Origin of the sequence: Microcystis sp. M083S1, assembly GCF_020246405.1 — a bacterium.
Taxonomy (GTDB): Bacteria; Cyanobacteriota; Cyanobacteriia; order Cyanobacteriales; family Microcystaceae; genus Microcystis; species Microcystis aeruginosa_C.
This window is the reverse complement of record NZ_JADBTB010000251.1, coordinates 1-11,878: the sequence shown is the minus strand read 5'-3', so window position 1 is coordinate 11,878 and position 11,878 is coordinate 1. Positions and strand designations below refer to the sequence as shown.

The following is an 11,878-nucleotide window of genomic DNA, read 5'->3' as shown; positions in this document are numbered from 1 at the left end:
CCGAAATTATCTCAGGCAATATCTGATGTAAGCTGGGGAGAAATAACCCGACAATTAGCCTATAAATGCCGTTGGTATGGGAGAAATTACATCGAAATAGATAGATGGTTTCCTAGCTCTAAAAGGTGTAGTAATTGCGGGCATATTGCTGAGAAAATGCCGTTAAATATTCGAGAGTGGGATTGTCCAGACTGTGGGACTCACCATGACCGAGATATTAACGCCAGTAAAAATATTTTGGCCGCAGGGCTTGCGGTGTCAGTCTGTAGAGCGACCATAAGACCAGAACAGAGTAAATCTGTTAAGGCAGGTGCGGAACCCCGCAAGGGAAAGAAGCAGAAACCCAAATCGTGAGGTTTGGGAATCGCCGTCCGTTTACGGCGGTGAGGATGTCAATAACCTGAACATTTGTATTTAATTAGGGTGAATGACTATAATTAATGATAAAGCACAGTCAGCATTGACAATGATTAGCGATCAATCCCTCCCCCCCCAAAATATTGAAGCGGAAGAATCTATCTTAGGTGGTATTTTACTAGATCCAAAAGCGTTAGGTAGAATCAGTGATTTTTTAATTCCAGAAGCTTTCTATGTGAAAACCCATCAAGATATTTATCGTGCGGCGCTTGCTTTACAAGGGAAGGGAAAACCGACGGATTTAATGACGGTTAGCAGTTGGTTACAAGATAATTATCTGCTGGAAGAAATCGGGGGAATGCCGCGATTGTTACAATTAATTGAGCGCACTGTCTCGGCTGCCAACATCGATCGCTATGCTGAATTAGTGATGGATAAATATATGCGTCGTCAGTTAATTTCCACCGGGGGAGAAATTATCGAGTTAGCCAGGGATACGACGCTAGAATTAGAAAATGTTTTCGATGAATCGGAACAAAAGATTTTTCGTCTCACCCAAAAACGACCCCAGGAGGGTTTAATTTTTCTGGGGGATACTTTAATCGAAACTTTTAACGAGATTGAGAAGATGCAGGAAACGACCACTCTACCCGGTATCGAAACTCAATTTTATGATCTCGATGCGATGACCAGTGGTTTACAACCCTCGGATTTAGTTATTATCGCGGGTAGGCCTTCCATGGGAAAAACTTCTTTTGCTCTTAATATTGCTTATAATATAGCTCAACAGAATTTACCTGTAGCTGTCTTTAGTTTGGAGATGTCCAAGGAACAATTAGCCCAACGTTTGTTATCGAATGAGGCTAAAATCGAAAGTAATCGGATTCGCTCGGGCCGTTTGGGACAAAATGATTTAGAGAAGGTTCTTGGGGGACTAGAAAAGTTATTAAATTTGCCTATATATATCGATGATAGTGCCAATTTAAGTGTAATTCAAATGCGTTCCCAAGTGCGGCGTTTACAGGCAGAAAAAAAGGGGCAAATGGGATTAGTTTTAATCGATTATCTGCAATTAATGGAAGGGGGAGGTGATAATCGCGTTCAGGAAATTTCTAAAATTACCCGCAGTCTTAAGGGTTTAGCGAGAGAAATTCATGCTCCAGTAATTGCTCTTTCTCAGTTAAGTCGCGCTGTGGAATCTCGCAATAATAAAAGACCGATGATGTCCGATTTACGCGAGTCGGGATGTTTAGCGGGTGATAGTTTAGTTGAGTTAGCCGCTCCTCGTGCTAAAGTGCCAATTTGTCAGTTAGTGAATTGCTCTAATTTTACGGTTTTTGCTCTTAATGAGGAAACAATGAAATTAGAAAAAGCACTGGTAACTAAGGTATTTTCCACAGGATTTAAGCCAGTTTTTCGATTAACAACTCGTTTAGGTCGCACGATTAGAACTACAGCCAATCATAAATTTTTGACTGTCCACGGTTGGCAAAGATTAGATGAATTAAATATTGGTAATTATATCGCTTTACCTCGCTCTCTTAGTAATTCAGACCTAACTTTTAATTGGGATGAAGTTATGGCAATTCAAGCGGATGGAGAGACAGAAGTGTATGATTTAACAGTAGATAAACTGCATAACTTTATTGCCAATAATATCATCGTTCATAATAGTATCGAACAGGATGCGGATTTAATTATGATGTTATACCGAGATGAATATTATAACCCCGATAGTCCCGATCGAGGTGTGGCTGAAGTAATTATTACTAAGCATCGTAATGGTCCCACCGGCACAATTAAGCTACTTTTTCAACCAGAATTTACCAAGTTTCTTAATCTTAAACAAAGTCGCTCTAATTATTAAAATGAAAGCAAATATTAATTATAAAACTCCCAATTGGCTCTTAATACTTTTGGCAATTATCCTAACTCTCGGTGTGGTTTTTCGTTTGGCAAATATCGATAAAAAAATCTATTGGCATGATGAATCCTACACCACGATTAGAACCACTGGTTATCAAGCAAAGGAAATCGCTGATACTATCTTTCAAAATCGTCTTTTATCTACCACAGAATTAGGAAAATTTCAACAACTGAAACCCGAAAGTAATGTTTTTGATACGATTCAATCTCTCGCTAAAGAAGACCCTCAGCACCCACCTTTATACTTTATTATCTCTCGCTATTGGGAAAAAATATTCGGTTTTTCTCCCGTTTCTTCCCGCAGTTTAGCGATTTTTTTTAGTCTTCTCTCCCTGCCATTTATTTACTATCTATCCCTAGAATTATTTGCAGCAAAATTAACGGCAATTTTAGCAGTAATTTTATTGGCACTTTCTCCAGTTGATGTAATATTTGCTCAAATGTCTCGTCAGTATAGTCTTTTAGTTTTGTTAACGATAATCAGTCAATTAATGCTGTTAAAATGTCTCAAAAAAAGAACTCTTGTTAATTGGTCTTTATACACCTTCTCTAATACTCTCGGACTCTACACCCATCTCTTTTTTATTCTCAACTTATTTGCTCAAGCAGCCTTTATACTTTGGTATCTTGTTATGAAACCAGAGCGAAAAAATAACTTGATATTTTTCCTGTTATCTGGGTTAACAATGATAATTTTATATATACCCTGGTTACAGGTTTTTTTAACTAACTCTCAAAGGGCCTTTAACTCCACCAGTTGGGCTGCCGTTAACTATCTCGATTGGGGATTGTTTGGTAAATTATGGCTCTTAACTTTTACTTCTCCATTTAGCGATAGCGATTTTGGTTTTAATAACATCTTCACCTATATATATAGACTAATTTTTTTAATCTTAATTATCTATGCTTTTTATCGAGTTTATCGCTACAATAACCCGATGGCTTTTACTTTTCTGATTACCTCAACCCTAGTACCTTTCCTAGCTTTAGTCATTCCCGATCTAATTTTGACTACCACTAGATCAACTGTCACCCGTTATCTAATTGCATCCTTTCCCACTATCTATATAACTGTGGCTTTTTTCTTGTCACAATTGCTTAATCAAGGTAGAATTTTAGGTAAAATTATCTTGACTTTTTTGTTAACTGCTAGTATAGTATCGAACTTTAATAATGCTCTTTCCGAAACCAGTTGGGCAAAAGTTCCTAGTTATTGGAATGGAGAAGTTGCCAGAAAAATCAATGCTGTACCCAATGCCATTATTATCAGCGACGAAGGTAATGACTGGACTAACTTAGGTGATTTGCTTTCCCTTAATTATCGTCTTAATGCTGATGTACAATACTTCCTGACTACCACTAACCCCGATACCGATAAGTTAAAAGAAGTCCTAGAAATTCCCCGCGTCAACTTATTTCTTTTTCGTCCTTCCAATCGGTTATTACTGGCCCTAGATCAATTCGATATTCGTCTTGATTATTTCTATCCCTATGGTCAATTGTGGCGAGGGAAGAAATAGGTAAATATATATTTTGGGTCAATCTAGCCTGAAAGAGTTGAGCAAAGCTGTTATCATAACCAGTTAAAAGCGTTAATCTTCACCTTTAACGAAATGACTTTTCTAATTCCGACCAGCATTTGGCGGCAAATTCTTAAAAAGCTACCCATACTACTATTCTTAGTATCTTTTCTAATAGTCCTACTATTAGGCTATTTTTCTGCTGCTTTCTCTCAAAGTCGAGATCCTGATATCCGCGGTGTTTGGATTACCACCAACGACACAGCCATGCTGATGGATAGGGATAAACGACAACAGGCGATCGAGCAATTAGTTAATCTTAATTTTAATGCCATCTATCCCGTGGTTTGGAATTCCGGTTATGCTCTCTATCCTAGCGCGATCGCTCAACGGGAAGGAATACAGCCTTTTGTGCCTACGGGAGCGCAGGGACAAGATATCTTGGCAGAATTGGTGGAACAAACCCGTGGAAGGGGATTATTAGTCATTCCTTGGTTTGAATTCGGATTTATGGCCCCTCCCACCTCAGAATTAGCCTTAAAACATCAGGACTGGTTAACCCAAAAACGCGACGGGGGGACCACTTGGGTGGGGGCAGCCGGTGAGGTGGTGTGGTTGAATCCCTTCCGTCCCGAGGTGCAGAATTTTCTGCGGGAATTAGTCTTGGAAGTGGTGAGACAATACGATATTAACGGCATCCAATTCGACGATCATCTGAGTTTACCCAACGAATTCGGCTATGATCCCTATACTATCGCCCTTTATCAACAGGAAACCGAAAAAACGCCCCCGGCTAACCCCCGGGATCCCGAATGGACAAAATGGCGGGCCGATAAAATCACCGCTTTTCTGGCTAATCTCAAAGAATCAATTGAGGCAATTAAACCGAATATACTGCTTTCGATCGCCCCTAATCCCTACGAATTCGCCTATAATGGTCATTTACAGGATTGGCTCGGTTGGGTGCGGCAAGGATTAGTCGACGAGTTAATTGTACAGGTTTATCGTCCCGATCTGCCCAGTTTTCTCAAACAAATAGAGCGTCCCGAAATTCAGGAAACCCAGCAAACTATCCCCACCGGTGTGGGAGTTTTGACCGGTTTACGCAATCGACCGATTGCCCTACCCTTTATTGAAGAAAAGGTTTTGGCTGCTCGTCAACGGGGTTTAGGGGTGATTTTCTTCTTTTATGAAAGTCTCTGGCAGCAAGCTTTGGAACCTCCAGAAACCAGAAAAGCGGCAATTCAAGCGCTGTTTTCGCAACCCATCACTCCCCGTCTTCCCGTGGTGGAAAATATTCCCTTAGTTAGTACACCTGAACCTGCTGACCAGCCAAGATTAACTCCCACACCTCCCCCCTTAGCGCCGGACGGGATCGAAATTCCAGTTATTCCCCCTCCGGGTAGTTAATAGCAATTTTTGCCCATCAAAATTATACTAAATCCTGTTTAAAAGGTATAGGAGAGTGGCGGTTTTTTTTCAGTGTTGCCAAAGGCACGGCGTAGCCGTCCAGTAAACAGTAAACAGTGAAAGGCTGCCAGCTAAAAAGCTTGTCAAGATTGCCGAGAAGCAGCATTTATTCAGAGTAATTCTTTTAGTCCTATGGTGACATAATTTTGATTTTGATTGGGATTTTGGATAAACCTAACGACGATTTTATCTCGTTCTTCTAATAGGGTTTCTAGGGTTAATAAATCTGATTCTGTAGGTTGAGAGAGAATTTTATATAAGGTACTCTCGCTCGAATTATAGTCTGGCTCATTTTCTTTGGCAATCTCACTAATTTCGTTACGATTATAAAAAATGATTCCTCTGAAATGCACAAATATTTCTGTATCTTGATAGTTTTTCTGGGGATTAGCATGATTATTGAGAGTCAGAAGCATATAGATTCTATTCATCCCGCTTTGAAATTTACCAGCAAGCTGCTTTAATGTGCTTTCTTTGCCTTTTTTTGCCTGTAGGGATGCTTTGAGTTCAACTAAACAAATTTGCAGATGATAATTGAGAAATTTACCAGCATTATTGACTTTTCTCTGTAAAACTAATATAGCTTTTTCAGGGGTTTTGCCAGAAGCAGAGATACCGGGTAACTCTTTTTCTAAATTGATAACCCAGATTTTATCTACTTCTGTAGATATATTTTTGTCATTTTTAGGCGATAACTGTAAGTAATTAATAACTACTTTCTTTAAATCGCTCTTATTTGTTTCTTGAATTTCAATATACGCATCCTGACTAAGGCAGATTTCTTCAATAAAACCCGATTTTTCTAAAGCTTGATGAAACTCTTGTCTAAGGGAAAATATTTCTTTTTTTGAGTTAGACTTACTCATTCTCTGCTAAATAGATATGATTGGTTAAAATTTCTCCAGATTTCTGCACGGAGTTGATAACTTCTGTAAAATTACGAAAATAAACACCATATTGACTGGTTCCATAATCAATAATTTTATCACCTGTGAAAAAGTAAACCCCTAAGTCTTCTTTAGCAATTGAAATTTCTGGATTTAAATTTTTTAATTGATTATCTTCAATAATTTTTGTGACATCAACATCATAACTTTTTAAGGTATGAAGATAAACATAATTGTTGAGAATATCGGTTAAAATCGGGCTATGGGTGGTGATCAAAACTCGATTATTATGCTCGGTGACAAATTGAACTAAAATATCCATTAAGCGAATTTGATTTTCGGGATGCAAATTAACCTCTGGTTCATCTATCATCAAAAAATTGTTTTTTTCCTTGGCCCAATATTTGAGATAAAGATACAAGATAGTCAACTGATTGACTGAAGATGAAGCTAGATACATGGGTAAATCTTTGCTTTCATCGAATTTAAAAGAAAATTGAATAGGTGCGATCAATTCTAGACTAGAAATCGTGATTTCTCCTCCCATTAATCCGATCATTTTTTCAATCAGAGAATTATAAACTGAATTAATTTTTTTATTGGTATTGAGAGAATAAAGCGACTCAATCACTTTATTCATTGGTTCCGTATAAGACCTTTTGGGTAATTGTTCTTGAAGACGTTTGAATATATCCCGATTAGTATCAACATCATCATCAATATTTTCTATTAATTCTTGCAATCGACGATTATACTCACTTCTTTTATTTCTCTCTATCTCATAAATGTACTGGTAGAAAACAGGAAAAAAGCTACGACTAGCGGGGATAAAAAAAGTATCTTGTATCGGAGACAAAAGCACTCTTATTATTGACGGAATAATTACTGATTCCTTGTATGGTTTAGCTCTCTCAAACAAGTCTCTGGGTATTTGATCAAATACTTTCTCAGGGATATTAAGTTCTTTTATATTTATTGTTAGGCTACCTTGCTCTTTGCTAATCTGTAAATACTCCAGATCATTGTCAACAACAAAGGTTAATCTAAAGCTTTTATCTTTAAATTCTTTAATATCCGCTTGAAAAATTAATTTATTGGAACTAATAATCGTTTCTTTAATACTAGCATCAAGATTATAAGTATTAACAACTTCTTTTTCAATAAATCGGCTAAATTTATTGAGAATCTCACCGATTAATTCTTGATTGATCGTAATTTTTTTAATAGGTTTTTCAGAGTCAATTACTAAAGAATCAATTTGGTTATTTTCGGAAAACTTTCTAATATTGTCATGATTAAAAATTGTCCATAAAAGCTGAGAAACTAGGGTTTTGCCACTATTGTTGTAGCCAATAAAAGTATAAAACTTCTTGGTTAAATCTATAGCTTGATTATTATTTCTAATTGATCCCAAATTCTTGATCAGTAGTTCCATATTATTTTTACCAATCACACCGAGAGGATAACTAATTTTTAAAGGTGGACAAAATGCCCACCCTTAAAACTATTGTAAACTGCTAGTTAACTGACTTTTGGCCTTAGCTAAAGCTTCGCTTAACTTACTAGCATCCCGTCCCCCAGCTTGAGCTAAATTGGGACGACCACCACCACCACCGGCGCAGATTTTAGCGATCGCACCGATAAATTTACCCGCTTGTAAACCCTTATCTTTAATCACCCGGGGACTAAAAGCGGCCACTAAACTCACTTTATCAGCTGCGGGAGTCGAGGCCAAAATTACCGCCCCTTCCCCTAATTTTTGCTGTAGTCTTTCGGCTGCGGCCATCAAAGCATTAGCATCAATATCGCCCAAAGAAGCGACTAATAGCTTAAATTCGCCGATAGATTCAGCTTGAGATAGCAAAGCATCCGATTTATTTAGTGCTAACTCCTGTTTAACCGCTTCTAACTGCTTTTGTGTGCCTTTTAACTCCGATTGTAAGGCCGTAATGCGATCGGGAATTTCCAGAGGTTTGACCTTAAAGCGATCGCACAAATCCCGCACCACCTGATCCCGTTCATTCAGGTATGCTAACACGGCGGGGCCGGCCACCGCTTCGATGCGACGAATTCCTGCGGCGATTCCCGTCTCGGAGATGATTTTAAATAAACCGATCTCGGCGGTATTTTTAACGTGAGTTCCCCCGCATAATTCCATAGAAACGCTAGGAATATCAATAACTCGCACTTCTGAGCCGTATTTCTCGCCAAACATGGCAATAGCTCCCTTTTGCTTCGCTTCTTCCAATCCCATCACCGCTATCTCGGTGTCATGCGCTTCGGCAATCCAAGTGTTAATCTGTTCTTCCACCTGTTGCAATTCAGAGCTAGTCAGGGGACGAGGACAGTTAAAATCAAAACGGAGGCGCTCAAAACTGACGAGGGAACCTGCTTGGGAAATCCCCCCATCGACAAGCTTTTTCAGGGCCGATTGTAGCAGATGGGTCGCGGTATGATTAGCTTGAGCGCGACGACGACAGGAGCGATCGATCTGAGCATTAATTGTATCGCCAGTGGTGACAATTCCCCGCTCAATCCGACCAAAATGGATAAAAATCCCCGATTCTTTCTGCACATCCTCAACGCGGATAAGCAGATTATCGCCAGTTAAATAACCCTTGTCACCGATTTGTCCACCCGATTCGGCATAAAAAGGCGTTTGATCGAGAACTACCTGCACCTCAGTGCCTGCTGCGGCCGATTCCACCGTTTTACCGGCGACTAAAACCGCCGTTACTGTTGCGGTTGCTTGCAAATCCGTATAACCGAGAAATTCCGTCGGGTGAATATGTTCTGCCAGCTTATCTAAACTCCCCTGTACCGTCAAATCTATGGTTTCGTGGGCGGCTTTTGATCTTTGCTGCTGTTTTTTCATTTCCTGCTCGAAACCCGCCGTATCGACGCTTAAACCCTGCTCCTCGGCGATTTCTTGAGTGAGTTCGAGGGGGAAGCCATAGGTATCATAAAGGGTAAAGGCATCGACTCCCGAAATCTGGCTTTTTTCTTTTTCTAGAATCGATTCGAGCAGTTTCTCGCCTCTTTCTAGGGTTTCTAAAAATCTCGCTTCCTCTCGTTCTAATTCTGCCTTGATCACCGTTTCTCGTTCCCGAACATTGCCATAGACGGACTCGGAAAGAGCGATCGCAACTTCCGCCACTTTGGTGATAAATTGACCTTCAATACCAATTAAACGCCCGTGCCGTACTACTCTACGAATCAGACGACGCAGGACGTAACCTCTGTCAGTATTCGATGCTGAGATACCATCTGCTATCATGTGTACTACTGAACGCACATGATCGCCGATGACTTTTAGGGAAACTTTCGTTTTTTCGTCCGCTTTCTGGTAGTCTATGGCTGCTAACCGGGCCGCTTCAGCGACAATCGGGAAAATTAGGTCAGTTTCGTAGTTATTGGCGACTTTTTGCAGGATTTGCGCCATCCGTTCCAAACCCATCCCCGTATCGATATTTTTATTCGCTAGGGGTGTCAGATTGCCGTCCGCGTCGCGGTTATACTGCATGAAGACGAGGTTATAAAACTCGATAAAACGGCTATCATCCTCTAAATCGATGGTTTTATCCCCTAATTCCGGGTGAAAATCGTAGTAAATTTCCGAACAGGGACCACAGGGACCCGTGGGACCCGATACCCAAAAGTTATCCGCTTCGCCCATTTTTTGGATACGATGGGCAGGAATACCGATTTTATCGCGCCAGATAGCGAAAGCTTCCTCATCCTCTTTAAAGACACTAACGACTAATCTTTCGGGGGGAAGGTTAAAAACTTCTGTGGACAATTCCCAGGCCCAGGCGATCGCTTGTTCTTTAAAATAATCACCAAAGCTAAAATTGCCCAACATCTCAAAAAAAGTATGATGTCTAGCAGTCCGGCCGACATTTTCGATATCGTTGGTGCGAATACATTTTTGGGAAGTGGTAGCGCGGGGAAATTCCGGGGTCTTTTGTCCCAAGAAAATCGGTTTAAAAGGGAGCATTCCCGCAATAGTCAGCAAAACGGTGGGGTCTTCTGGGACTAGGGAGGCACTAGGGAGAATTTTATGGTTTCTGGCCGCAAAAAAGTCTAAAAATCGCTGGCGAATCTCGCTTCCGCTTAGGTGGTTACTCATAGAAGATGTCAGTTAGTCAGAAAATGCCTATTTTATCCATTGTGGCATTTTTGCGTTTTAACTCTCCACCTTTACTCTCGCGCCGCTTGTCGGACCTGTTCTAAGTCTAAATCCAAAGCTTGAGCGATTTGTTCCACACTTAAACCCAAAGCAAGCAAACGGGGAATAGATTCCAGTTTTCCTTCCTGTCGTCCTTCCTGTCGTCCCTCCTGTTTAGTTGCTTCCTTCCATTCCTGATAGGTTTGAGATAAGGTCATAAACACCTCTCTATCTTCAGTTTCTAGGATGTTATTTATTTCCATACTAACCCGCCAACTAATTAATAATTCCAAGACATTTTCCCGGAAAGCATTACCTTGAGGTAATTCTAACAATTCTCCCACCGCTTGGTCTTGAGTTTTTCCCCTTCCTAATAATCTTAACCAGAGAGTCTCAGCAGTCACAGGCAATTGATTAATAGCGATAATTGCCGTGCGATAAAGCGCGGGAAGAAAATAGACTCCTTCTGGCCACTCTGGGTCTAATTTTGCCCCAAATCCTTCTAAAACAGTGATACCAGCCGAAGGGGATAAAATCCACAAACGAGGGGCATTGTCTTCATTGTAACTCTGATTTTCCCGTTTAGCTTGTCTTTGCAGTTCGGCCAAAATCGTCAAAAGTTTCGCTAAACAATTACGAATCTCGCTCCGGTTGGGAGGATTGCGATAGGGTTCAATTAAGACAGTATTAAGGACAATTCTGCCTAATAATCCCAGATAATCGGGGTTGGGTTCGGGATTGGGGGAAAAAAATAAATCTATCTGTCGGGTTTCATCGCTGACTTCTTTGCTGATTTCGACGATTCCCAGGGGAGAAAGTAATTGTTCAAGGTAATTTTTGGCAAATTGGTCATGGGGTTTCATGGACTGAACAGTTAATCGATACTTTTCAATTGTATCGAGCGATTTTTGAATGGTTTTATCAACTTATGTTAACAAAAATGTCAGATATTTCAGAAATCCCTTGACAAATAAAAATCAGTTTTGTTAACTTACAATTGTCTTCGATAAATTCCCTTGAGCATCATGACATTAGCAACAATTATGAAAAATGGGGGGGGGAGAAGAAAAGCTTATACAATTCTCTCCTTCAGGTCTTTTCTCTAGTAGCAACTACAGCGATCGGATATACTGCTATAGCTACCAGTGCCACAGCCGAAATTAGTCAGCAAGATCACCTTATTATCGCTCAATTTGCTCCTCGTGGTCGTGAATTTGTTTGTCAGTTTAATGGATCGGGTACTACGATTGCACCTAATATATCAGGGTCTTTTATTCATGATATATATTGCTACATTCCTGCCCAAGGAAGACAATGTGTAGCTGTATATGATGGTATATTTGGATCACTAACTGGTGATTGGAAGCCTTGCGGTAACAATAACATGAAGATAGTTACCGATCCGAATACCTGGACTTCCCCGTTGACAAAAAGCCATAACCCGTGCTGTAGAAAGGATTAAGAAAATTTCCAGCGCCCCGTTACTGGGTACAAATCAGAGAAACTTCCAATAAATCTAACGCTTTTTGTTGCAGTTGGGTCGGTCGAGT

At 40.1% G+C, this 11,878-nt stretch carries 8 protein-coding genes; 4 read left to right on the top strand and 4 right to left on the bottom strand.

Features of this window, described 5'->3' with window-relative positions:
• From IM450_RS22230 to IM450_RS22215, 4 genes are all read left to right on the top strand, one after another.
• Window positions 1-354: RNA-guided endonuclease TnpB family protein (locus IM450_RS22230; protein ID WP_287709728.1), on the top strand; the 354-nt coding region annotated here is incomplete at its 5' end.
• A 112-nt stretch (window positions 355-466) separates the two neighbouring features.
• Entirely contained in the window at window positions 467-2,224 is a 1,758-nt protein-coding gene (dnaB, locus tag IM450_RS22225; protein ID WP_287670296.1) for a replicative DNA helicase, read from the top strand.
• Between the two features lies 1 nt (window position 2,225).
• Window positions 2,226-3,803 (top strand): glycosyltransferase family 39 protein, encoded by a 1,578-nt coding sequence (locus IM450_RS22220; protein WP_287670292.1) that lies wholly within the window; start codon window positions 2,226-2,228, stop codon window positions 3,801-3,803.
• A 93-nt stretch (window positions 3,804-3,896) separates the two neighbouring features.
• Window positions 3,897-5,213, top strand: coding sequence for a glycoside hydrolase family 10 protein (locus IM450_RS22215; RefSeq protein ID WP_287670290.1), 1,317 nt, complete (start codon window positions 3,897-3,899; stop codon window positions 5,211-5,213).
• Between the two features lie 170 nt (window positions 5,214-5,383).
• Here the strand turns inward: IM450_RS22215 and IM450_RS22210 are convergent, their stop codons facing one another.
• The 4 genes from IM450_RS22210 to IM450_RS22195 all read right to left on the bottom strand — a co-directional run bounded on the left by IM450_RS22210 (window position 5,384) and on the right by IM450_RS22195 (window position 11,191).
• On the bottom strand, window positions 5,384-6,139 hold the full coding sequence (locus tag IM450_RS22210; protein WP_287670287.1) for a hypothetical protein: 756 nt from the start codon (window positions 6,137-6,139) through the stop codon (window positions 5,384-5,386).
• Window positions 6,132-7,595: an AAA family ATPase gene (locus tag IM450_RS22205; RefSeq protein WP_287670285.1), complete on the bottom strand. Its 1,464-nt coding sequence runs from the start codon at window positions 7,593-7,595 to the stop codon at window positions 6,132-6,134. The genes IM450_RS22210 and IM450_RS22205 overlap by 8 nt, the downstream gene beginning before the upstream one ends.
• Window positions 7,596-7,664: 69 nt before the next feature.
• The gene (alaS, locus tag IM450_RS22200) at window positions 7,665-10,289 is read right to left on the bottom strand and encodes an alanine--tRNA ligase (RefSeq protein WP_287670283.1); all 2,625 of its coding nucleotides are present in this window, start codon (window positions 10,287-10,289) and stop codon (window positions 7,665-7,667) included.
• A gap of 71 nt (window positions 10,290-10,360) precedes the next feature.
• Complete coding sequence (locus IM450_RS22195; protein WP_287670281.1) at window positions 10,361-11,191, bottom strand: Rpn family recombination-promoting nuclease/putative transposase; 831 nt, start codon at window positions 11,189-11,191, stop codon at window positions 10,361-10,363.
• Between the last annotated feature and the right edge of the window lie 687 nt (window positions 11,192-11,878).

Coding starts and splice junctions, on each gene's coding strand:
- dnaB (WP_287670296.1), top strand. CDS start 467: ATGATTAGCGATCAATCCCTCCCCCCCCAAAATATTGAAGCGGAAGAA.
- IM450_RS22220 (WP_287670292.1), top strand. CDS start 2,226: ATGAAAGCAAATATTAATTATAAAACTCCCAATTGGCTCTTAATACTT.
- IM450_RS22215 (WP_287670290.1), top strand. CDS start 3,897: ATGACTTTTCTAATTCCGACCAGCATTTGGCGGCAAATTCTTAAAAAG.
- IM450_RS22210 (WP_287670287.1), bottom strand. CDS start 6,139: ATGAGTAAGTCTAACTCAAAAAAAGAAATATTTTCCCTTAGACAAGAG.
- IM450_RS22205 (WP_287670285.1), bottom strand. CDS start 7,595: ATGGAACTACTGATCAAGAATTTGGGATCAATTAGAAATAATAATCAA.
- alaS (WP_287670283.1), bottom strand. CDS start 10,289: ATGAGTAACCACCTAAGCGGAAGCGAGATTCGCCAGCGATTTTTAGAC.
- IM450_RS22195 (WP_287670281.1), bottom strand. CDS start 11,191: ATGAAACCCCATGACCAATTTGCCAAAAATTACCTTGAACAATTACTT.